The sequence below is a fragment of the Streptomyces sp. SID13666 genome (genome assembly GCF_010548325.1).
Taxonomy (GTDB): domain Bacteria; phylum Actinomycetota; class Actinomycetes; order Streptomycetales; family Streptomycetaceae; genus Actinacidiphila; species Actinacidiphila fildesensis.
Map to the genome: position 1 here is coordinate 1 of NZ_JAAGLX010000009.1, position 22,150 is coordinate 22,150.

18 protein-coding genes are annotated in these 22,150 nt (G+C 70.8%); 16 read left to right on the forward strand and 2 right to left on the reverse strand.

The features are described from left to right. The 5 genes from G3I60_RS14780 to G3I60_RS14800 all read left to right on the forward strand — a co-directional run. On the forward strand, positions 1 to 3,047 hold a 3,047-nt coding region (locus tag G3I60_RS14780), incomplete at its 5' end, for an Rne/Rng family ribonuclease (RefSeq protein ID WP_164607203.1). Between the two features lie 262 nt (positions 3,048 to 3,309). Continuing rightward, entirely contained in the window at positions 3,310 to 3,630 is a 321-nt protein-coding gene (gene rplU, locus G3I60_RS14785) for a 50S ribosomal protein L21 (RefSeq protein WP_138359423.1), read from the forward strand. A 14-nt stretch (positions 3,631 to 3,644) separates the two neighbouring features. Beyond that, positions 3,645 to 3,902, forward strand: a complete 258-nt coding sequence (gene rpmA, locus G3I60_RS14790) for a 50S ribosomal protein L27 (RefSeq protein ID WP_138359421.1) — start codon at positions 3,645 to 3,647, stop codon at positions 3,900 to 3,902. Positions 3,903 to 4,038: 136 nt separating this feature from the next. Then, the gene (obgE, locus tag G3I60_RS14795; RefSeq protein ID WP_138359419.1) at positions 4,039 to 5,469 is read left to right on the forward strand and encodes a GTPase ObgE; all 1,431 of its coding nucleotides are present in this window, start codon (positions 4,039 to 4,041) and stop codon (positions 5,467 to 5,469) included. Between the two features lie 111 nt (positions 5,470 to 5,580). Continuing rightward, positions 5,581 to 7,143 carry a glycosyltransferase family 2 protein gene (locus G3I60_RS14800; RefSeq protein ID WP_239069851.1) on the forward strand — a complete coding sequence of 521 codons (1,563 nt, stop codon included), beginning with the start codon at positions 5,581 to 5,583 and terminating at the stop codon, positions 7,141 to 7,143. A gap of 103 nt (positions 7,144 to 7,246) precedes the next feature. Here the strand turns inward: G3I60_RS14800 and G3I60_RS14805 are convergent, their stop codons facing one another. Further along, positions 7,247 to 10,816, reverse strand: coding sequence for a bifunctional glycosyltransferase/CDP-glycerol:glycerophosphate glycerophosphotransferase (locus G3I60_RS14805; protein ID WP_269285055.1), 3,570 nt, complete (start codon positions 10,814 to 10,816; stop codon positions 7,247 to 7,249). 123 nt (positions 10,817 to 10,939) lie between these two features. Between G3I60_RS14805 and galE the strand changes: the two genes are divergently transcribed. The 6 genes from galE to G3I60_RS14835 all read left to right on the forward strand — a co-directional run bounded on the left by galE (position 10,940) and on the right by G3I60_RS14835 (position 17,006). Beyond that, positions 10,940 to 11,920, forward strand: coding sequence for a UDP-glucose 4-epimerase GalE (gene galE, locus G3I60_RS14810; RefSeq protein ID WP_138353134.1), 981 nt, complete (start codon positions 10,940 to 10,942; stop codon positions 11,918 to 11,920). A 167-nt stretch (positions 11,921 to 12,087) separates the two neighbouring features. Then, positions 12,088 to 13,218 (forward strand): glutamate 5-kinase, encoded by a 1,131-nt coding sequence (proB, locus tag G3I60_RS14815; protein WP_343241943.1) that lies wholly within the window; start codon positions 12,088 to 12,090, stop codon positions 13,216 to 13,218. 156 nt (positions 13,219 to 13,374) lie between these two features. Next, a complete protein-coding gene (locus tag G3I60_RS14820) occupies positions 13,375 to 13,827 on the forward strand; it encodes a hypothetical protein (protein WP_138353135.1) in 453 nt (150 codons plus the stop codon). 171 nt (positions 13,828 to 13,998) lie between these two features. After that, on the forward strand, positions 13,999 to 15,306 hold the full coding sequence (locus G3I60_RS14825; RefSeq protein ID WP_138353136.1) for a glutamate-5-semialdehyde dehydrogenase: 1,308 nt from the start codon (positions 13,999 to 14,001) through the stop codon (positions 15,304 to 15,306). Positions 15,307 to 15,401: 95 nt separating this feature from the next. Continuing rightward, positions 15,402 to 15,836 carry a hypothetical protein gene (locus G3I60_RS14830; RefSeq protein ID WP_138353137.1) on the forward strand — a complete coding sequence of 145 codons (435 nt, stop codon included), beginning with the start codon at positions 15,402 to 15,404 and terminating at the stop codon, positions 15,834 to 15,836. Positions 15,837 to 15,902: 66 nt separating this feature from the next. Further along, positions 15,903 to 17,006 (forward strand): hypothetical protein, encoded by a 1,104-nt coding sequence (locus G3I60_RS14835; protein ID WP_138353138.1) that lies wholly within the window; start codon positions 15,903 to 15,905, stop codon positions 17,004 to 17,006. A gap of 75 nt (positions 17,007 to 17,081) precedes the next feature. Here G3I60_RS14835 and G3I60_RS14840 read toward each other — a convergent pair whose 3' ends face one another. Continuing rightward, a complete protein-coding gene (locus G3I60_RS14840; protein ID WP_343241026.1) occupies positions 17,082 to 18,221 on the reverse strand; it encodes a M48 family metallopeptidase in 1,140 nt (379 codons plus the stop codon). Positions 18,222 to 18,363: 142 nt separating this feature from the next. Here G3I60_RS14840 and G3I60_RS44590 point away from each other — a divergent pair, with 142 nt between their 5' ends. The 5 genes from G3I60_RS44590 (at position 18,364) to G3I60_RS14860 (ending at position 22,088) form a co-directional block, all read left to right on the forward strand. Then, a complete protein-coding gene (locus G3I60_RS44590) occupies positions 18,364 to 18,516 on the forward strand; it encodes a hypothetical protein (RefSeq protein ID WP_187144878.1) in 153 nt (50 codons plus the stop codon). 8 nt (positions 18,517 to 18,524) lie between these two features. Beyond that, positions 18,525 to 19,127: a nicotinate-nucleotide adenylyltransferase gene (nadD, locus tag G3I60_RS14845; protein WP_164293969.1), complete on the forward strand. Its 603-nt coding sequence runs from the start codon at positions 18,525 to 18,527 to the stop codon at positions 19,125 to 19,127. 27 nt (positions 19,128 to 19,154) lie between these two features. Further along, positions 19,155 to 20,864: an LCP family protein gene (locus G3I60_RS14850; RefSeq protein WP_164293970.1), complete on the forward strand. Its 1,710-nt coding sequence runs from the start codon at positions 19,155 to 19,157 to the stop codon at positions 20,862 to 20,864. A 139-nt stretch (positions 20,865 to 21,003) separates the two neighbouring features. Next, on the forward strand, positions 21,004 to 21,438 hold the full coding sequence (gene rsfS, locus G3I60_RS14855) for a ribosome silencing factor (RefSeq protein WP_138353142.1): 435 nt from the start codon (positions 21,004 to 21,006) through the stop codon (positions 21,436 to 21,438). Continuing rightward, the gene (locus tag G3I60_RS14860) at positions 21,435 to 22,088 is read left to right on the forward strand and encodes a histidine phosphatase family protein (protein ID WP_239069862.1); all 654 of its coding nucleotides are present in this window, start codon (positions 21,435 to 21,437) and stop codon (positions 22,086 to 22,088) included. The genes rsfS and G3I60_RS14860 overlap by 4 nt, the downstream gene beginning before the upstream one ends. Positions 22,089 to 22,150 lie beyond the last annotated feature (62 nt).

A 22,150-nucleotide genomic window follows, 5' to 3' on the forward strand; every position in this document is an offset into this window, starting at 1 on the left:
CCGTCGCCGCCGAGCAGGCCGTCGAGGCCGCCCGTCCGGTCGAGCCCGCCGAGCCCGAGGAGACCGCCGCGCCGGTGGCCGTCGAGCCCGAGGAGGCTCCGGCCGAGCCGGCGCCGACCCGTGGCCGCCGCCGTGCGGTGCGCCCGCCGACGATGGTCTTCCAGCCGCCGGTCTTCCAGGCCGCCGAGCACGTCACCACCCCCGTCGCCGCCGAACCGGTCCAGGAGGAGCCGCCGGCTCCGGCCGTCCGGTCCCGTGACGAGGACGACGAGCAGGAGGGCGGTTCGCGTCGCCGCCGCCGTCGCCGCGGCGCCCCGGCCGAGGACGTGGTGACCGAAGCCGCGCCCGTCGAGGCCGAGGACGAGACCGCCGACGCGGTGTCCGAGGAGACCGTGTCCGACGAGGACGACGACGAGTCGGACGACCGTCCGTCGCGCCGCCGCCGCCGTGGTGGCCGCCGCCGTCGCCGTGGCGAGTCCGCCGAGGGCGACGAGCAGTCGGCCGAGGACGAGGAGCACGAGGACGACACCGAGGACGACGCCGAGGCGTCGGACGGTGGCCAGGACGACGACGATCACGGCTCCACCAGCAGCCGTCGCCGGCGCCGTCGCCGGCGCCGCAGTGGCGACTCGGGCGGGGACGACGGCACGGTCGCCGACGACCCGGAGCGCACGGTCGTCAAGGTCCGTGAGCCGCGCGCCAAGGCCGAGCCCAGCCTGGGCACCGGCTTCGACGAGGTGACGTCCATCAAGGGCTCCACCCGCATGGAGGCGAAGAAGCAGCGCCGCCGTGAGGGCCGTGAGCAGGGCCGCCGCCGCGTCCCGATCATCACCGAGGCCGAGTTCCTGGCCCGCCGCGAGGCCGTCGAGCGCGTCATGGTCGTCCGGCAGAGCGGTGAGCGCACCCAGATCGGCGTGCTGGAGGACAACGTCCTCGTCGAGCACTACGTGAACAAGGAGCAGGCCACCTCGTACGTCGGCAACGTCTACCTGGGCAAGGTCCAGAACGTGCTGCCGTCCATGGAGGCCGCCTTCGTCGACATCGGCAAGGGCCGCAACGCGGTGCTGTACGCCGGCGAGGTCAACTTCGAGGCGCTCGGCATGGGCCACGGTCCGCGCCGGATCGAGAGCGCGCTGAAGTCCGGCCAGTCGGTCCTGGTGCAGGTCACCAAGGACCCGATCGGCCACAAGGGCGCCCGCCTCACCAGCCAGATCTCGCTGCCCGGCCGCTACCTGGTCTACGTGCCCGAGGGCTCGATGACCGGCATCAGCCGCAAGCTGCCCGACAACGAGCGCGCCCGGCTCAAGACCATCCTCAAGAAGATCGTCCCCGAGGACGCGGGCGTCATCGTGCGCACCGCCGCCGAGGGTGCGAGCGAGGAGGAGCTGCGCAGCGACGTCGACCGGCTGCAGGGCCAGTGGGACGACATCCTGAAGCGCGCCAAGGGCGGCAACGCCCCGACGCTGCTCTACGGCGAGCCGGACATGACGGTCCGCGTCGTCCGCGACATCTTCAACGAGGACTTCACCAAGGTCATCGTCAGCGGTGACGAGGCGTGGGAGACGATCAACGAGTACGTCCACCATGTCGCTCCGGACCTGACCGACCGGCTCAGCCGGTGGACCTCCGAGGTCGACGTCTTCGCGACGTACCGGATCGACGAGCAGCTGCTGAAGGCGCTGGACCGCAAGGTCTGGCTGCCGTCCGGCGGTTCGCTGGTGATCGACAAGACCGAGGCGATGATCGTCGTCGACGTCAACACCGGCAAGTTCACCGGTCAGGGCGGCAACCTCGAGGAGACCGTCACCAAGAACAACCTGGAGGCGGCCGAGGAGATCGTGCGCCAGCTGCGGCTGCGCGACCTGGGCGGCATCGTCGTCATCGACTTCATCGACATGGTCCTGGAGTCCAACCGCGACCTCGTCATGCGGCGGCTGCTGGAGTGCCTGGGCCGGGACCGGACCAAGCACCAGGTCGCCGAGGTCACCTCGCTCGGTCTGGTGCAGATGACCCGCAAGCGGGTCGGCCAGGGCCTGCTGGAGTCGTTCTCCGAGGTCTGCGTGCACTGCAGCGGGCGCGGCGTCATCGTCCACATGGACCAGGCGACGACCACCGGTGGCGGCGGCAAGCGCAAGCGCCGCGGCAAGGCCGGGACCGGTGCGGGCGACGAGCACACGCACGAGCACGACACCGAGAACGAGAACGGCAACGACACCGAGAACGACGAGTACGAGGCGCACGAGGACGCGGACGAGTACCCGGAGCTGGAGCCTGTCGCGGTGACCGAGGCCGAGTTGGTGCCGACGGTCGCGACCGACGACGAGTGGTTCAGCAGCGCCGCCGAGGCCGAGGCCGCGGCGACGTCGCGTGGCCGTGGCGGCCGCCGCCGGGCGAGCCGTAAGGCCACCGCCCCGGCGGGCGCGCCCTTCGCGGACCGGCAGTCGCCGGCGGCCGAGGTGATCGAGTTCGTGATCGAGCCCGCGGCCGAGGCCCCGGAACCGGTCGTCGAGCCGGAGCCTGTCGCGGAACCGGCACCCGACGCGGAACCGGTCGTGGAGCCGCAGGCCCCGGGCCGTACGCGCCGCCGTGCCACCCGCAAGGTGAGCGCCCCGGCGGGTTCGCCGGCCTCCTCCGAGGCCGAGCCCGTCACCGTGGTCGAGGCCGCCCCCGTCGTCGAGCCGACGCCGGAGCCGGTCGTGGAAGCGGCAGTGGAGGCGGCGCAGCCCGCTCCCTCCGCCGCACCGCCCCGGGCCCGCCGCCGTGCGACCCGCGAGGTGACCGCTCCGGCGGCCGAGGGCGCCGCAGTGGTGGTCGTCGGCACCGAGCCCGCCACCGAGGCCGCGGAGGCCGTCCAGGAGGCCGCTGAGGCCGACGGGGCGGTCACGGAGCCCAAGAAGCGGGCGCCGCGCAAGGCGGCCGCGAAGAAGGCGCCGGCGGCGAAGAAGGCCGTGGCGAAGAAGACGGCGGCCAAGAAGACCGTCGCCAAGAAGGCACCGGCCAAGAAGGCGGCCACGAAGAAGACCGCCGGTACGGCCGACAGCGAGTAGCTCAACTGCTGGTGTGACAAGCCGTCTTGAGACGGTGAAGGGCGGGCCCGGAGACCTCGGGCCCGCCCTTCCGCACTACGTCCGCCGGCCGCCCGGCCACCCGGTTTGACCCTGCGCCACGGGCCCCGTAGCCTTGGCCTTCGGCGTTTTTGCGCCCGCTCCTGAGCAAATCCCTCCCGGTCCGCCGGGAGAGGCCCCCCAATGCAGGACAGGGATGGCTGGCTTCAGGAGTACCCGATTCGAGCTTGAGAGTGAGTTCCGCGTGTACGCAATCGTGCGCAGCGGCGGCCGCCAGCACAAGGTGGCCGTTGGCGATGTCGTCGAGGTAGACAAGATTTCCACCGGCAAGGTGGGCGACGCGGTCGAGCTCTCGACGCTCCTCGTGGTCGATGGCGACTCCGTCACCAGTGACCCGTGGGTCCTGGCCGGAATCAAGGTCGCGGCCGAGATCGTGGACCACCACAAGGGTGTCAAGATCGACATCCTGCGGTACAAGAACAAGACCGGTTACCGCCGTCGTCAGGGTCACCGTCAGCAGTACACGGCGATCAAGATCACCGGTATCCCCGCGGCTGCGAAGTAAGGGACTGAGAAAACATGGCACACAAGAAGGGTGCATCGTCCACCCGTAACGGACGTGACTCCAACGCTCAGTTTCTCGGCGTGAAGCGTTTCGGCGGCCAGGTCGTCAACGCCGGCGAGATCATCGTCCGCCAGCGTGGCACGCACTTCCACCCCGGTTCGAACATGGGCCGCGGCAAGGACGACACGCTGTTCGCTCTCGCCGCCGGTGTGGTCGAGTTCGGCACCGCGCGTGGCCGCAGGGTAGTGAACATCGTTCCGGCCGCCGTCTAATACGGCTCCGCAACGAACACAGACACACCACTGAGGGCGGATCCCACTTCCCCGACGCGCACCGCGCGCGGGAAGAGGGTCCGCCCTTGGTGCGTTAGTACTGAGACAATCCCGTATTTATCTGGAGGCAATCCGTATGACCACCTTCGTGGACCGCGTCGAGCTGCATGTCGCCGCGGGTAACGGAGGCCACGGCTGCGCCTCCGTTCACCGGGAGAAGTTCAAGCCGCTCGGCGGTCCGGACGGCGGCAACGGCGGCCGTGGCGGCGATGTGATCCTGGTCGTGGACCAGGACGTCACCACGCTCCTCGACTACCACCACACCCCGCACCGCAAGGCCACCAACGGCAAGGGCGGCGCGGGCGGCAACCGCACCGGCTCCGAGGGCCAGGACCTGGTCCTGCCGGTGCCGGACGGGACCGTCGTGCTGGACCGGGACGGCAACCTGCTCGCCGACCTCGTCGGCCAGGGCACCACCTTCATCGCCGGCCAGGGCGGCCGCGGCGGCCTGGGCAACGCGGCGCTGGCCTCGGCCCGCCGCAAGGCCCCCGGCTTCGCGCTGCTCGGCGAGCCCGGCAAGGCCCGGGACATCGTCCTGGAGCTCAAGACCGTCGCCGACGTGGCACTGGTCGGCTACCCGAGCGCGGGCAAGTCCTCGCTCATCTCGGTGCTCTCGGCCGCCAAGCCGAAAATCGCCGACTACCCCTTCACCACCCTGGTCCCGAACCTGGGCGTGGTCACCGCCGGTGAGGTCGTCTACACGATCGCCGACGTCCCCGGCCTGATCCCGGGCGCCAGCCAGGGCCGCGGCCTGGGCCTGGAGTTCCTGCGGCACGTCGAGCGCTGCTCGGTGCTCGTGCACATCCTGGACACCGCCACGCTGGAGTCCGACCGGGACCCGGTGACCGACCTCGACGTCATCGAGGCCGAGCTGGCCGAGTACGGCGGCCTGGGCGACCGGCCGCGCATCGTCGTGCTGAACAAGATCGACGTGCCGGACGGCAAGGACCTCGCCGACATCATCCGGCCCGAGCTGGAAGCCCGCGGCTACCAGGTCTTCGAGGTCTCGGCCGTCTCCCGGCTGGGCCTGCGCGAGCTCTCCTTCGCCCTGGCGAAGATCGTCGCCGAGACCCGCGCCGCCAAGCCCGCGCAGGAGTCGACCAGGGTCGTCATCCGCCCGGTCGCGGTGGACGACGCCGGCTTCACCGTCACCGAGGAGGAGGGCTCCTACCGCGTCCGCGGCGAGAAGCCCGAGCGCTGGGTGCGGCAGACCGACTTCTCCAACGACGAGGCCGTCGGCTACCTCGCGGACCGGCTCTCGCGCCTCGGTGTCGAGGAGCGGCTGGTGAAGGCCGGCGCCCAGGCGGGCGACGAGATCATCATCGGCGAGGAGGAGAACGCGGTCGTCTTCGACTGGGAGCCGACGATGGCCGCCGGTGCCGAGATGCTGGGCCGCCGCGGCGAGGACCACCGCTTCGACCCGCCGCGCCCGGCCGTCAACCGCCGCCGCGACAAGAGCGACAAGGACGACGCGCAGCAGGAGTTCGACGACTTCGAAGCCTTCTGAGCAGTCGTTCCGAACAACCCCCGAGGAGCGCCGGACCAGGCGCTCCTCGGGGACTTTCCGGCCGGCGCCGGATGAGATGATCTCCTGATGGTCAGGGACATGGGGTCGGGTATGGGACACGTCAGCATCGTTGTGATCGTCTACAACGACGCCTCCCGCATCGTGAGCGCCGTTGAATCCGCGCTCGCGCAGGGGTCCGAGGTCGGCGAGGTGATCGTCGTCGACGACTGTTCGACGGACGGCACCCTCGACGCGCTCGCGCCGCTCGCCGCGGACCCGCGGGTGCGGATCCTCCCCAGGGAGACGAACAGCGGGGGCTGCGGGACACCGCGCAACGACGGCATGGCCGCCGCCGCCTTCCCGTACGTGATGTTCCTCGACAGTGACGACATCCTGCCGCCGGGAGCGATCGGCGCCCTGCTGCCGATCGCCGAGCAGCGGCGTGCCGACGTCGTCGCCGGCCAGTGCCTGCGCGTGGAGCTCCCGGACGGCGCGACCACCGTCTGGGCCCCGCTGATCTACGACCGGTCGGCGGGTGCCGATCTGCCCGGCAGCGTGATCCAGGGGATCGAGGACCGGCCCCGCATGCTGTGGGACACCCTGTCCGTCAACAAGCTCTACCGCCGGGCGTTCCTGGAGAAGCACGCCATCACGTTCCCCGACGGCGCCTTCCACTACGAGGACTTCGTCTTCACCGCGCGGGTCTACGCCGCCGACCCGCGGCTGGCGGTGACCGACGAGGTCGTCTACCTCTGGCAGGTACGCAGGCAGGCGGCGAAGCTGTCGATCTCGCTGAGCCGCGGCGCCATCAGGAACTGGCAGTCCCGCGTCACCGCCCACCGCGGCGTCGTCGAGGTGCTGCGCAACGCCGGACGCGAGGAGCTGGCGCTGCATGCGCAGGCCAAGTTCTGCGACTACGACCTGCCGCTCTATTTGCGTGAACTCCCGCAGCGCGACCGGGAGTACGTGGCCGACTGGTGGCGGATCACCCGTGACTACCTGGCCGGGTTCGACCCCGAGGGCATCGCCTGCGCGGCTGTCGTCTCGCGCTGGATCGCCGGTGCGATCCTGGCCGCGCCGGAGCCGGCCGAGCTCGGCCGGCTGGTGGAGCTGACCGCCCGCCCGCCCCGGCTGATCCCCCCGTACGACCCGGCCGCGCCGCCCGTGGGTCTCGGTCTACTGGCCACCGCCGAACTGCCGGTGGCCGTCGACGGCCGGGTCAGGGCGGGCGGCAGCACCCGGCTGAGCCTGCACGTGCACGAGCTGTACGGGCGGCTCGCGGAGCTCGGCCCGCGCACGATCCATGTCGAGCTGGAGGAGCGGACCGGAAGCCGGCCCGCGGTCGGCGTGGAGGCACCGCTGGTCCCGGACGGCGACGGCTGGACCGCCGACGTACGGCTGTCGACACCGGCGCTGGCCTGCCCCGGGCAGCTGGGCGTGTGGAACGTACGGGCCGAGATCCGGTACGCCGACGGCGCCGCGACCCCGGTGGAGGTGCGGGCCGCCGGAGCCCAGGCGCCCCGCCGGGGCATCGTGGTGCGCCCCACCGGCCGGGTGCTGCTGGTCCAGACGCATGTCACCGGCGGCCGGGCGCTCGTGCTGCGGGTCGCGGACGGGCTGCAGGGCGCCCGCAGGGTCGCCGAGGCCCGGATGCGCCGGCTGCTCGGCCGCTGACGCCGCCGCCTTCCGGTCTTCTGCCTCCGCCTTCTGCCGGACTCACCCGAAAGGGCGGCCACCCCGAGGGGTGGCCGCCCTTTCGCGGCTGTGAGCGGGGAGGTCAGTCCTCCTTCGCCAGCTCCTGCATCCGGTCGATGACCCGGCCGGCGGCCTGGCCGTCGTCCAGGTCGCAGAAGACGTCCTGGAACTTCTTGTACGCGTCCTTGTACCGGTCCGTCACCGCGTCCAGGTCCTTGAGCGACGCGATCAGCTCGTCCGACGTGGAGATCAGCGGCCCGGGGGCCTCCTTCTCGAAGTCGAAGTAGAAGCCGCGCAGCTGGTCGCGGTAGTGCGCCAGGTCGTAGGTGAAGAACAGCATCGGGCGGCCGGTGTTCGCGTAGTCGAACATCAGCGACGAGTAGTCCGTGATCAGAACGTCCGCGGCGAGGAACAGCTCGCCGATCTCCGGATACTCCGAGACGTCCCAGACGAAGCCCTCGCCCGCACCCGGCACCGTGTCCACCACGTTCGGGTGGCGCCGGACCAGGAGCACGAAGTCGTCCCCGAGCTCCTGCTTGGCCTTCACCAGATCGACCTGGAGGTCGAGCTTGTACCGGCCGGGGCCGTAGTACTGGTCGTCGCGCCAGGTCGGGGCGTAGAGCACGACCTTCTTGCCCGCGGGGAGCCCGATGCGCTCGCGCACCTTCTGGGCGATCTCGTCGCGCTCCGGTGCGTAGAGCATGTCGTTGCGCGGGTAGCCCGCCTCCAGCAGCTCACCGTCGAACGCGAAGGCGCGCTTCAGGATCGGCGTGCTGAACCGGTTGGGGGAGACGATGAAGCTCCAGCTCTTCGACTCCTTCGCCACGTTCTCCAGGTACCGCCCGTTGGTGAACTGGACGTCCTCGATGTCGTGGCCGATCTTCTTCAACGGGGTGCCGTGCCAGGCCTGGACGACGACCTGGCCCGGACGCCGCTTCAGCCAGTACGGCAGGTGCGCGTTGGTGACGATGTACCGGCTGCGGGCCAGCGCCTCGAACCACTCGCGGCCCCACATGCGGACGGCCTTCGCGCCCGGCGGCAGTTCCACCTGCTCGTCGCGGACGACCCACAGGTGCTCCAGGTCGTCGCCGCGCCGCATCAGTTCCTCGAACACCGCGCGCGGCGAGTCGGAGAACTGCTTGCCGGTGTAGCTGTCGTACAGCACGGACTCGCGCAGCGGCTGGGTGCGGGCCTCGGGGTAGAACTGCGTCCGCAACTGGCGCTGCCGGTACGGGCCCTGCTCGTCGGTCCGCAGCGACGCGGTGACCTCGAGCGCCAGCCGGTCGTAGGAGTGCGCGGCCGCGACGTACTTGCGGCCGGCGACCATGGTCTCGGCGGGCAGGTCGTCGATCAGCGCGGGGCTGATGACGACCGGGGTGCGCTCGTTGTCCTCCACCGAGTTCTGGAACATCAGGTTCCAGCGGCCGGGACGCAGCGGCAGGGTGCCGGCCATCCCCGGGACGGCGTGCACGGTGAGGGTGGCGGTGAACCGGTTGTCGGCCACCGTCACGGGGAAGACCTTCTCCTCGTGGTGCGCCCGGTGCATCAACACCAGGTTCGCCGGGTCGGTGGCGCTGGTCGGGCACTCGCCCTCGACCAGCAGCGAGCCGTCCGACTGCCAGGTCAGCCGGTCCACGACGGGCCGTACGATCCGGTCGCTCAGCAGCAGGTAGCCCGGTGCGTTGCGGTGCAGGGCCAGCTCACGGGGGAGACCCGAGGCCGACGGTGCCAGCGCGTAGCGGCCCGGCGCCAGATCGTCGTCGGCGATCAGCTGGCGTGCCTTGCGCTCACCGGGAACGATGATCTCGGTGCGCCAGGTCTCGCTGTCCGGCGCCTTGACCGAGGACAGTGCGACCTCCGTCATCCGGCCGTCGACGATGTCGTCCAGCGGGATCCGTACGGTGAAGGTCGTCTGCCCCTTGGGGGAGCTTCCGGTGATCTCCAGCGGGTACTCGTGCGAGCTGGGGGTCTTGAGGTGCTGCATGCTCAGCAGGCTGCCCTCGGCGAGCTTGCCGGCCGCCACTCCGCGGATCTCGATGAATCCGTCGGTCAGTTCGTGCCCGGTGACCCGGGCGCGGACCTTCTCCACCCGCAGCCGCAGCCGGCCGCCGATGAACAGCGGGACGATCCGGGTCTCGGCGTCGACGTAGTGCACCGGCGGGTGGGTGCCGGAGCCGAAGGCCCCCGGGTTCAGGGCGCCCTTGCGCAGCAGGCCGCGGCTGAGGTTGCCGATCGCGAAGCGCCAGGTCGACTCGTTCCAGTGGCCGCGCTGCTTGAGCTTCTGCGCGTTGACCGTCAGCTCGAAGCCGGACCAGTCGTACGAGTAGCGGTTCTGGCCGGAGGTCGACGTGGCCTCGGGACGGAAGACCGTACGCGCCGGAATGACCAGCGTGCGCTTGGACTTGCTGTTGCGCAGCGCGATGACCTTGAGCGACATCCGCCGCTTGTGGACGTTCAGGTTGCTGACGTAGGAGAAGCCCTCGATCTTCAGTTCGTCGCCGTGCCAGGTGATCGAGGACACCTTGGTGCGCAGCGCCAGTTCCTGCTTGAGGCGGTACACGTGATTCGGCACACCCACGGTGCGGTTGCCGAAGAACGGGAACTTGCCGTAGCGGCGGAACCGCCGGACGACCGGCAGGGACGCGCCGGTCTCCTTCTTCTCGTACGACAGGACTTCGAGCAGCTCGTCCAGCTTGCCGTGCCGGATCAGGTGCCACTTCAGCCGCATGAGGGCCGGCAGCGCGTCCAGGGCGCGGGGCTCCACCCGGCTCAGGAAGTCCGAGGCGACCTGCATGAAGAGGTCGCGGAACTCCTGGTCCGCGTCGGGCAGCACATTGATGAAGATCCGGATGTCGCTGGCGAGGGCCGTCTCGTCGTACCAGCGCTTGTACTTGCGGTACTCCTTGCCCGGCTGCGCGGCGAGGAAGCGGCTCACCGAGTCGACGGCGGCCACGCGGTCGCGGACCGACTTCAGCTCGGTGCGGCGCTGGGTGATGGACGGTGCGGCGCCGCCCTCACGCTGCCGCCAGTAGTACGTGGGCTCACCGAGGATGTCGACGCTGCGGGCCCTGAAGTGCGCCGGGACCGTCAACGGAGTGTCCTCGTAGAGCACACCTTCGGGGAATTCCATCGCGTACTTGTCCCAGAAGGTGCGGCGGAACACCTTGTTGGGGGCGAGCCGGTCGGCGATGAGTGCCGGGTCACGTGTGATGTGGGTCTTCAGCCGCGTCGTCGCCGTGGCCTTGCGGTGCATCGCCGACTGGGCGGTGCCTTTCGAGTCCAGCGTGAACACGTTGCCGGACGCGAAGTCCGACCCCGTCTCGTCCAGCGTCGACAGGAAGTGCTCGTAGGCGTAGTCCGGGATGATGTCGTCGCTGTCGACGAATGTGAGGTAATCCACCCCCGGAGTGCAGTTGCGTACACCGGTGTTACGGGCGTGGCCAAGGCCGCCGTTCGTCTGTTCGACAAGGCGGAACCGCGGGTCGCGGGCGGCGAAGGCGGTGGCGATCTCACCACTTCTGTCCGTCGAACCGTCGTTGACCATGATGACTTCGAGCTCACGGAGCGTCTGGCCGGCGAGGGATTCGAGGCACTCCTCGAGAAACATCTCGACGTTGTAAATCGGCACTACCACCGAGAGCCGAGGGACCATGGGTCAGGACAACCTTTCCGTGGCGGGAAATGACGAACCGAGGTCCTGCTCCGGGGGAGCGCAGCCTGCTGAGGGTTCACTCCGAGTTTATCGCATGGCTACTCACCGACTTAGACTGACCGGATGACCTGGATGATCACCGGCGGCGCCGGATATATCGGATCGCATGTCGTCAAGGCGCTCGTCGAGAGCGGTGAACAGGTGGTCGTCCTCGACGATCTCAGTACCGGTGACGCGGCGCGGCTGCCCGCCGGTGTTCCCCTGGAGCAGGGTTCCGTGCTGGACCGGGCGGCGCTGGACCGCGTCCTGGGGCAGTACGAGGTGCGCGGGATCGTGCACATCGCGGCGAAGAAGCAGGTCGGCGAGTCGGTCGAGCGCCCGCTGCACTACTACCGCGAGAACGTCGTCGGCCTGCAGACGGTCCTCGAGGCCGCCGCCGAGGCCGGGGTGAGCCGCTTCCTCTTCTCCTCCTCCGCCGCGGTCTACGGCATGCCGGACGTCGAGCTGGTCACCGAGCGGACCCCCTGCGACCCGATGAGCCCCTACGGCGAGACCAAACTCACGGGGGAGTGGATGGTCGGCGCGGTCGGCCGGGCGCACGGCATGGCCACCGCCTCGCTGCGCTACTTCAACGTGGCGGGCGCCGCCTCCGCGGAACTCGGCGACCCGGGGATCTTCAACCTGGTGCCGATGGTGTTCCAGCGACTGGCCCAGGGCAAGCCGCCACTGATCTTCGGCGACGACTACCCGACGCCGGACGGCACCTGCGTCCGTGACTACATTCACATCGAGGACGTCGCCTCCGCCCACGTCGCCGCGGCGCGCCGGCTGACCGCCGACCCCTCGGCGTCCCTGAAGCTCAACATCGGCACCGGCGAGGGCGTGTCGGTGGCGGAGATGATCGACCTCATCCGCGAGGTGTCGGGACACACCGACCTCGCGCCCGAGATCGTCCCGCGCCGCGCCGGCGACCCGGCCCGGGTCGTCGCCTCGGCCGAGCTGATCGGCAAGGAGCTGGGCTGGTCGGCCCGGTACGACGTCCGCCAGATGGTCACCTCGGCCTGGGCCGGCTGGCAGCTGCGGCACCCGGACCCGCAGGCCTGACCTGTGATCCGCCGGCCTGACCCGTATCCCGGACCCGTCGCCCCGGCGGGTGCCCGGGCGCGGTGTCCAGGGCGCGATACGCCCGGCCGCGCGGTGCCCCGGATCACGTAGATTGCACGGATCGGGGCAGGCGGACCGACGGGAACAGGCGAGCACAGGGGACGTACGTGGCAGCGGCGCGGCAGGACGTGGTGGAGGCCCGCAGGGTCGTGGTCAAGGTCGGTTCGTCCTCGCTGACGACGGCCTCCGGCGGGCTGGACGCGGATCGCGTCGACGCGCTGGTGGACGTGCTGGCGACGGCCCGGGAGAACGGCCCGAAGGAGATCGTGCTGGTCTCCTCCGGCGCCATCGCCGCAGGCCTCGCCCCGCTCGGTCTCGCGAAGCGGCCGCGCGACCTGGCCCGCCAGCAAGCCGCCGCCAGCGTCGGCCAGGGACTGCTGGTGGCGCGGTACACCGCGTCGTTCTCCCGCTACGGGATCCGGGTCGGCCAGGTGCTGCTGACCTCCGACGACATCAGCCGCCGCGCCCACTACCGCAACGCGTACCGGACCCTGGACCAGCTGCTCGTCATGGGCGCGGTGCCGGTCGTCAACGAGAACGACACCGTGGCCACCGACGAGATCCGCTTCGGCGACAACGACCGGCTGGCGTCCCTCGTCGCCCACCTGGTCCGCGCCGACCTGCTGGTGCTGCTGTCCGACGTGGACGGCCTCTACGACGGCGACCCGCGCTCGCCCGGCGCCACCCGGATCGACGAGGTTGCGGGACCCGCCGACCTCGAAGGCGTCACCATCGGCAGCGCCGGCAAGGCCGGGGTCGGCACCGGCGGCATGGTCACCAAGGTCGAGGCGGCCCGGATCGCGGCCGCCGCCGGCATCCCGGTCGTGCTCACCTCCGCCAGCCACGCCGCCGACGCCCTCGGCGGCCGCGTCACCGGCACGCTCTTCCACCGCACCGGCAAGCGGTCCGCCGACCGGCTGCTGTGGCTCGCGCACGCCTCCACCCCGCGCGGCGCGCTGCGCCTGGACCCGGGCGCGGTCAAGGCCGTCACGGAGCGCCGTACCTCGCTGCTGCCGGCCGGACTGACCGGCGTCGAGGGGCAGTTCGTGGCCGGCGACCCGGTCGACCTGCTCGACGAGTCCGGCCGGGCGGTCGCCCGAGGCCTCGTCAACTTCGATGCCAGGGAGCTGCCGCGGCTGCTCGGCCGCTCGACGCACGACCTCGCCCGCGAACTCGGACCCGCGTACGAGCGCGAGGTCGTGCACCGCGACGACCTCGTTGTGCTGCACCAGCACTGAGCGAACGGCCGGCCCGGCAGACCCAGTCGGGGACTTCTTGTCGAAAACGCCCCCGCGGTAGCCCGCACCCTGGTCAACTTTGAAGCGGAGGAGTCGCCAATACCGCCGCGGGGACGGGCGGCGCTCGCAAAGCAGAACGCCACAGGGAGGCCGCCGGTGAGACGAGGGCGCCCAGGTTCGTTCCCCCGGGGGACGACGGAACGGGCACTGGTCAGCGTCGACAGCGGAGCGGATACCAGTGCGGACCATCAGCCGGAAGCGCGCACCAGCTCCCGGCTCTGGCACGTCACGCTCAGCGTCTCCGGGCCCGGGGCCCCGCTCCCGGAGGTCAGACGCGCGCTGGAACAGCTCGCGCACGATCACCCGTTCCTGCTGACCAGCCGATATGCCCATGACCACGCCGAGATCAGGTACTGGGAGGAGGCCCGTGACCTCCACGATGCCGCGGCCATCGCGCTGCGCCTGTGGGGCGAGCACCGCTCGACGGCCAAGCTCCCGCCATGGGAGACGGTCGGCCTCGAAGTGATCGACCGTGAGACCTATCACCAGCGCATCTCCGAGGGCTACGGCCCCCCGCCGGCCGTGCCGGTGGGTGTCCACCCCTTCTAGGCCGTCTCTGTGTTTCCCCAGCACCCCTGACCACTGCCGAGTGGTGCCCCAGCCCGGCCCGGGTCCCGCCCCGCCCGGCCGGCGGGGGAGCCGGCAGGCCGGGGCGGCGGGCCGTCTCAACGGCCGGAATCCCGTCCCGCCGTCCCCGGGAGGCGCCGTAGGCTGCCTGACATGAGCAGCAGCCATGACGCCCCCTCCCTGCCCTCCCCCCTGCCCGAGTCCGCCGTGCTGCGGGCCGCCTACCGGGCCAGGGCCGCCGCGGCCGACCTCGCGCCGCTGCCGCGCTCGGTGAAGGACGACGCGCTGCTCGCCATCGCCGACGCGCTGGTGGTGCGGACGAAGGAGATCGTCGAGGCGAACGCGCGCGACGTGGCGCGGGCCCGGGCGGCGGGGAGCAGCGACACGGTCATCGACCGGCTGACGCTGACCCGCGAGCGGGTCGCGGCCATCGCCGCCGACGTCCGCGACGTGGCGGGCCTGCCGGACCCGGTCGGCGAGGTCGTCCGCGGCTCGACGCTGCCGAACGGGCTCGATCTGCGCCAGGTGCGGGTGCCGCTCGGCGTGGTCGGCATCATCTACGAGGCCCGGCCGAACGTGACCGTGGACGCGGCCGCCCTGTGCCTGAAGTCCGGGAACGCGGTGCTGCTGCGCGGTTCGTCCTCCGCGTACGCCTCCAACGAGGCACTGGTGAAGGTGCTGCGGGACGCCGTCGGCGGTGCCGGGCTGCCGGCCGACGCGGTGCAGCTGGTGCCGGGCGAGAGCCGGGAGTCCGTCAAGGAGCTGATGCGGGCCCGCGGCATGGTCGACGTCCTCATCCCGCGCGGCGGAGCGTCGCTGATCAGGACGGTCGTCGAACAGTCGACGGTGCCGGTCATCGAGACCGGTACCGGCAACTGCCACGTCTACGTGGACGCGCAGGCCGACCTCCCGATGGCGGTGGAGGTGCTCATCAACTCCAAGGCGCAGCGTCCCAGCGTCTGCAACTCCGCGGAGACCCTGCTGGTGCACCAGGACATCGCCGAGGCGTTCCTGCCGCTGGCGCTGGCGGCGCTGGCCGAGGCCGGGGTGACCGTGCACGGTGACGAGCGGGTGCTGGCGCTGGCCGAGCGGACCGGCTCCAAGGCCACCGTGGTGCCGGCGACCATGGAGGACTGGGAGACCGAGTACCTGAGCTACGACATCGCGGCGGGAGTCGTCGACTCGCTGGACGCGGCCGTCCACCACATCCGGCTCTGGTCGTCCGGCCACACCGAGGCGATCGTCACCACCTCGCAGCCCGCGGCCCGCCGGTTCACCCAGTTGGTGGACGCGGCCGCGGTCGTCGTCAACGCGTCGACGCGGTTCACGGACGGCGGTGAGTTCGGGTTCGGTGCGGAGATCGGCATTTCCACCCAGAAACTGCACGCCCGCGGCCCGATGGGGCTGCCGGAACTGACGTCGACCAAGTACATCGTGACCGGCGACGGCCACATCCGGTAGCGGGGCGGTCCGTCCACAGGGCCAACTGGGCGGGCGGGCAGTGTATTTCATCCGCTCCCTGCCCAAAGCGCCGTTGGCCGGACTACCCTGGTGCGATGCCGGATGATGACGAGTTCGCATCCCTGGTCTTCGACGAGGACTTCGTACGGTCCGCGCCCGTGCACGAGCCCACCGCGCGCCAGCGCATGCTCGCCGCCGCGCGGGCCCGTGCCGAGGCCGAAAGCGTTTCCGGCGGCGGGTCCGCGCCGGCCGATCCCGTCCGGTACGACACCGGCGAATCCGACGACCTGTATCTGCAGCACGTCCGTATGGCCGAAGGCCGCCCGTACCGCGGCGGCAGTGTCCGCTGGCACCGTTCACTCGCCTGGCTGCTCGCCGTGCTGATGGGAATCGGCGTGGTGGCGCTGACCTTCGCGGCCGTGTACCGGGGTGCCGGGGGCGGCCGCCAGCCCGCCGTACCTGCGCCTCCGTCGAGCGGCCGGGTCGGCAGCCAGACCCTGCCGCCGGTCGCCGCGACCCCGCTTCCCTGAGCTGCTGTCAGAAGTTGTCGCGTATCACGGCGTTTATATGTGCCTCCGGAGACTTAACCTTGTGGTATGGCCGGTCCTGGAGACCCTCCTGAGGGCGCCCCTGAGGGAGTCCCGGGAGGTGGTGAGGACGAGTACCGATCCGTCGTCTTCGACGAATCGTTTGTTCGAGCTGCCCGTATCCAGGAGTACTCGGCCCGTGAGCGGCTGGACGGGACCTCGCGGGCGGTGCGCGTCCGCCATATGTGGCCCGTCGCCGGCGCCCCGCGCCAGGCCCTGATCCTGGTCGTACTCATCGCCGTCGCCTTCGGCACCGCGATCTACCTGGGCATACGTCATCCGTACAGCAGTTCGGGGCCGGATGCGGTGGAGCCGCTGCGGATCACGCTGATACCGCTGGTGCCGCCGGGCCCGGTACCGGCCGTGGACACGAAGTCGCTGTACGCGAACGATCCGGCCGCGCACTACCGGGCCGGTGCCGAAGGGCTTCCGCTGCCGACCGCGCGCCGTGTCGGGGACTTCACCGAGAGTCAGGTGATGCAGGCGCTCAGCACCACCAAGGAGTACCTGGTGGCCTCGTCGCTCGACCCGGAAGCGGTTACGGGCGGCGGTGTGCGCGCCGTCCGGGATCTGATCGATCCCGGCCAGGTCGACCAGTTCGACCGCAGCCTGAGCGCCCCTGGCGACGACGGGCAGCACGCGGCGACCGGCTGGCTGGTGCGGCTGGACCCGGCCAAGGTGCGGCTGGCCGACCAGAAGGTACGGGTGAACGGCACCATCGCGGTGGCCCAGGTCGGTGACGACCGGCTGGAGGTCGTCGCCGACCACACCTTCGTGTACGCGGTGCAGGGCGTCACCGGTTCCGGGGCGGCGCAGGGCACCACCTCGCTGTTCACCGTGCGGCGCGAGATGCGGTTCCGCTTCGACCGGGACGACCTGCGCGACCACCACATGGAAGTGGTGCAGGCCGATGTCGCCGCCGGACCGCTGTCCTGCACGGCCCCGGCCGCCGACTACTTCCGGCCGCTGCTCGCCGGCCAGTCGCCGCAGGGCCCGACCACCGCCGATCCGTACGACCGCGACCGTCCGGCAGTATCCGTCTGCGCGGGGCTGGCGAACGGCGCCACCGGTACCCCGGCGGCGCCCTCCACCACGTCCTCAGCAGCTCCCTAGGCCGCGCCCGAGGGCGTTACGGCCCGGAGGCGGTGCCCGGAGGCGGTGCCTGGAGCCGGTGCCCGGGAATCGGTGTCACTCCGCGCGGGGACCGTTCTCCGGGCTGTCCCCGGGGCTGTCCTGCGTCTCGTCCGCCGGCCGCTCCTGGGTGCTGGTCTGCGTGCCGCCCGGACCGGTGAACTTGTTCCTGAGCTTGCCGCCGATGTCGCCCGCGCCCGTCGATATGTCGCGGATCAGGCCCATCAGCGGGTCCTTGCTGGTCTTGACGTTCTCCGCGTAGTGGTTCGCCGACTCCTTGAAGGTGTCGTAGACCGAGGTGTCCTTGTCCTCGCTCCTGCGCGGGTAGTGCCCGTCCATCAGCCGCTGGTAGTCGCGGCTGGCCGCCCACTTCTTCAGCTCGGCGGCGCGCACCGTGGTGAAGGGGTGGGTGCGCGGCAGCACGTTCATGATCTTCAGGACGGAGTCGCGCAGGTCGCCGGCGGCCTCGTACTCGTCGGCCTGCTTCAGGAACGCGTCCACGTTCATCTCGTGCAGGTGGTTGCCGCCGGCGATCTTCATCAGCCCGCGCATCGACGCCTGCAGGTCCTGCCCGACCAGCAGCCCGGCCCGGTCGGCCGACAGCTCGGACTTGCGGAACCACTCGCGCAGCGCCGTGACGATCGCCAGGATCGCCAGGTTGCCCAGCGGGATCCACGCGACCCGCACGGCGAGATTCGTCAGGAACAGCAGGATGGTGCGGTAGACCGAGTGGCCGGAGAGCGCATGGCCCACCTCGTGGCCCACGACCGCCCGCATCTCCTCCTCGTCGAGCAGCTCGACGAGGCCGGTGGTGACCACGATGATCGGCGAGTCCATGCCGATGCACATCGCGTTCGGCTGCGGGTCCTGCGTGACGTACATCGACGGGACCTTCTCCAGGTCCAGGATGTAGCAGGCGTCGAGCAGCATGACGTTCAGGTGCGCGAACTGCTGGTCGCTCACCCGGACGGAGTCCGAGAGGAACAGCAGTCTCAGCGAGCGCTCGGGGAGCAGTCCGCTGAGCGCCTTGAAAGCGGTGTCGAAACCGGTCAGCTTGCGGAGCGCGACCAGCGCGGACCGGTCGGCGGGATGCTCGTACGCCCTGGAGGAGATCCCCGGGAAGCGCTTGCGCGTGCGGCTGGGCACCTTCGCGGCACCGCCACTGGACTCCGTGGAGTCGCTCGGATCGTTCGGCACGGACATAGTGACCCAACCCCCAGATAGCCAACCGGTACATACTCTGGACGCGCGGAGCCTGCGCTAAGTTCCACAGGGCCCGCCCGTACGATGTGCGTGAGTCTTCCCGTCCACCCTCGAAACCGCAAAGGTCCTGCCGACCATGACGTCATACGCAGCTGCCGCACTGACCACCCTCGCCGAGGAGTCGGGTGGGGGGAACCACGAGAGCCTCAGCCCGTATCTCACGGGCGGTGGCGCGCTGTTCGCGCTGCTCCTCCTGCTGTGGATCACGACCCGCTTCAACCGGGACTAGTCTCCGCGATGTCTGGGAACGTGAAGAAGCGGATCGGCGTGATGGGCGGAACGTTCGACCCCGTCCACCACGGTCACCTGGTCGCGGCCAGCGAGGTGGCGAGTCTGTTCCAGCTCGACGAGGTCGTCTTCGTGCCGACCGGCCGGCCGTGGCAGAAGGCCGACAAACCGGTCTCGCCACCCGAGGACCGGTATCTGATGACGGTGATCGCCACCGCCTCCAACCCGCAGTTCTCGGTGAGCCGCAGTGACATCGACCGCGGCGGCAAGACGTACACCATCGACACCCTGCGGGATCTGCGCGACGAGCACGCGGACGCGGACCTCTTCTTCATCACCGGCGCGGACGCGCTCAACCAGATCTTCTCCTGGCGGAACGCCGAGGAGCTCTTCTCCCTCGCGCATTTCATCGGGGTGACGCGTCCTGGGCATACCCTGGCGGATCCGGGCTTCCCGGAGGGCGGGGTCTCGCTGGTCGAGGTTCCCGCGCTGGCGATCTCGTCGACGGACTGCCGCCAGAGAGTGGCCAAGGGCGATCCGGTCTGGTACTTGGTGCCGGACGGGGTGGTGCGCTACATCGACAAACGCAGGCTCTACCGGGACGACGGGTAGCGGACGCATCGCAGTGAAGGGGTCCTCGTGAACGACGCAAACCCCCGTTGGCAATACGCCGAGGGAGGTCCTGAGAACGGTCAGGACCCGAACGCCCCGCAGGACCCGCCCGCGCCCCAGGACCCTTACTACCAGCAGCAGTACGGATACGACCCGTATGCACAGCAGCCGGAGCAGCAGCCCCGGCAACAGCAGCCGCCGCAGCAGCAGCCGGGGTACGCCGACCCGTACTACGCGGACCCGGCGCAGACGTACGCGGGGCAGCAGCAGGGCTGGATCCCGCAGCAGCAGCCGTATCCGGACCCCCAGTACGCGCAGCCGCAGCCCTTGCAGCAGCCGCCGTACCAGGACCCGCAGTACCAGCAGCAGCCGCAGTACGGCGCGCCGCCCGCTCAGCCGTACTACGCGGCGCCCGCCCCGGTGCCCGCGCAGGTCCCCGGGCCCGACGCCGGACCGCCGCGGCAGCAGGCCGGACAGGACTACCGCACCGAGCAGTTCGCCTTCGTCGACGAGGACGACGAGGAGTCGGAAGAGGTCATCGACTGGCTGAAGTTCTCGGAGTCCCGCACCGAACGCCGTGCCGAGACCAAGCGGCGTGGCCGCAAGCGCAAGATCGCCCTGGTGCTGCTGGTCGTGGTGGCGCTGGTCGGTGGCGCCGGCTACCTCTGGAAGACCGGCCGGATCCCCGGCCTCGGCGGCTCGGGCAAGAACACGGCGGCGGCCGGCGCGGGCGGCCAGAAGCGCGATGTGATCGTGGTGAACCTGCGGCCGGTGGACGGCTCGGAGTCCTCCACGGCGCTGCTGGTCAGCAACCAGACCACCGGCAAGGGCACCACGGTGCTGCTGCCGAACACGCTCGCCCTCAGTACCGACGACGGCGGCTCGACCACCCTCGGCAAGCAGATCGACCAGGGCCAGGAGCCGACCCGGCAGGGGCTGAACACGCTCCTCGGGTCCGACATCAAGGGCAGCTGGCGGCTGGACACCCCGTATCTGGAGATCCTCGTCGAGTCCCTCGGCGGCATCACCCTGGACACCGACACCGCGGTGAACGGCACGCAGAAGGACGCGGGCAAGGTCCTGGTCACCCAGGGCAAGGCGCAGGAGCTGAACGGCCAGGGGGCCGTCGCGTACGCCACCCACCGCGGGCCCGGCGAGGCACAGGCCAAGCAGCTCATCCGCTTCGGCCAGGTCATGCAGGCCGTCCTGGCGAAGATGCCGAGCGACTCCGCCTCGGCGACGAAGACCGTCGAGGCGCTGAACTCGATCCCGGACCCGTCGCTGCCCGTCAACGCGCTCGGCGCCTCGCTGGCGCAGCTCGCGGAGCAGGCGAAGACGGGGACCTACAGCACCGCGCTGCTGCCGGTGCAGCCGAACGGGACGCTGAGCGCGCAGGCCACCGAGAGCGTCGTGAAGGACGTGCTGGGCGGCACCGTGAAGAACGCCGGGGCCTCGGCGCAGGCCAGGGTGCTGATCAAGGACGCCTCCGGCGACAAGAAGGCGGCGGGCCTGGCCCAGGCCGCGATCCTGAACGGCGGCGTGTACACCTACGTGGCGGGCGGTACGGCCCCGTCGTCGCAGCCGGCCTCCGAGGTGCTCTACGCCGACGACGCCCGCAAGGCGGCGGCCGCCGATGTGGCCAAGACCCTGGGGCTGCCGGCGGGCGCGGTGAAGAAGGGAACGGTCGCCGCGAATGCGGACATCACGGTCGTCCTCGGCAAGGACTACAAGGGCTGACACCCCCCTGAGCGGCGGCCCCGGACCGGCCGGGAATCCGCTCAGGGGGCCTGACCAGGCCTGATGGATAACGGGTCGGGGGCTGTCCGTGGGGCGTGAGACCCTGGAGAGACACGCCCTCGACCCGAAAGCCTCACCTGTGACCGCCACTGACCACTCCATCGAGCTCATCAAGGCCGCCGCGCAGGCCGCCGCCGACAAGCTCGCGCACGACATCATCGCCTATGACGTCAGCGACGTCCTCTCCATCACCGACGCGTTCCTGGTGGCCTCCGCCCCGAACGACCGGCAGGTCAAGGGCATCGTCGACGGCATCGAAGAGGCGCTCCTCAAGGAGCTGGGCACCAAGCCGGTGCGCCGCGAGGGCGAGCGCGACGGCCGCTGGGTGCTGCTCGACTACATCGACATCGTGGTCCACGTGCAGCACTCCGAGGAGCGCGTTTTCTACGCCCTCGAGCGGCTCTGGAAGGACTGCCCCGAGATCGAGCTGCCCGCCGACGCCGTCGCCACCCGTGGCAAGGGCGAGGAGCACGCGAAGCTGTACGCGGCCGAAGCGGATGGAGACCTGAGCTGAACGGGCACACGACGGGCCGCGGCCGCCGGATCGTTCTTTGGCGGCACGGCCAGACCGAGTGGAACCTGGAGCAGCGCTTCCAGGGCAGTACCGACATCCCGCTGACCGCGGACGGTATCGCCCAGGCCCGGCGCGCCGCCAGGCTGCTCGGCGCTCTCGAACCGGCCGCGATCATCGCGTCCGACCTGCAGCGCGCCTCCGCGACGGCCGCCGAGCTGGCCGCCGTGACCGGCCTCGGTGTGACCCACTACGAGGGGCTGCGCGAGACGTACGCGGGGGACTGGCAGGGTCTGACCCACACGGAGATCGTGGCGCGGCACGGCGAGCAGTACGCCGCCTGGAAGCGCGGCGAGCCGGTACGGCGCGGCGGCGGTGAGCTGGAGACCGAGGTCGCGGACCGGGCGGCGCCCGTGGTGCTGGGCGAGGCCGACAAGCTGGCCGACGGCGGCACTCTCGTGGTGGTCAGCCACGGCGGCACGATCCGCACCACGATCGGCCGGCTGCTGGGGCTGGAAGCGGGCAACTGGGAGGCCCTCGGGGGTCTGTCGAACTGCTGCTGGTCGGTGCTGGGCGAGGGAGCGCGCGGTTGGCGGCTGCTGGAGCACAACGCGGGCACGCTGCCCGAACCGGTGCTCGGCGACGACAACTGATCCACTCGCCGGTGGATCACCGGGCGGATTTCGCATCTGCCCCGGAGACCGGTTAAGCTTCT

Bases quoted from the DNA above. Each gene is read 5' to 3' on its own strand.
- rpmA (WP_138359421.1), top strand. From the start codon at position 3,645: ATGGCACACAAGAAGGGTGCATCGTCCACCCGTAACGGACGTGACTCC.
- obgE (WP_138359419.1), top strand. From the start codon at position 4,039: ATGACCACCTTCGTGGACCGCGTCGAGCTGCATGTCGCCGCGGGTAAC.
- G3I60_RS14800 (WP_239069851.1), top strand. From the start codon at position 5,581: ATGGGACACGTCAGCATCGTTGTGATCGTCTACAACGACGCCTCCCGC.
- G3I60_RS14805 (WP_269285055.1), bottom strand. From the start codon at position 10,816: ATGGTCCCTCGGCTCTCGGTGGTAGTGCCGATTTACAACGTCGAGATG.
- galE (WP_138353134.1), top strand. From the start codon at position 10,940: ATGACCTGGATGATCACCGGCGGCGCCGGATATATCGGATCGCATGTC.
- G3I60_RS14825 (WP_138353136.1), top strand. From the start codon at position 13,999: ATGAGCAGCAGCCATGACGCCCCCTCCCTGCCCTCCCCCCTGCCCGAG.
- G3I60_RS14830 (WP_138353137.1), top strand. From the start codon at position 15,402: ATGCCGGATGATGACGAGTTCGCATCCCTGGTCTTCGACGAGGACTTC.
- G3I60_RS14835 (WP_138353138.1), top strand. From the start codon at position 15,903: ATGGCCGGTCCTGGAGACCCTCCTGAGGGCGCCCCTGAGGGAGTCCCG.
- G3I60_RS44590 (WP_187144878.1), top strand. From the start codon at position 18,364: ATGACGTCATACGCAGCTGCCGCACTGACCACCCTCGCCGAGGAGTCG.
- nadD (WP_164293969.1), top strand. From the start codon at position 18,525: ATGTCTGGGAACGTGAAGAAGCGGATCGGCGTGATGGGCGGAACGTTC.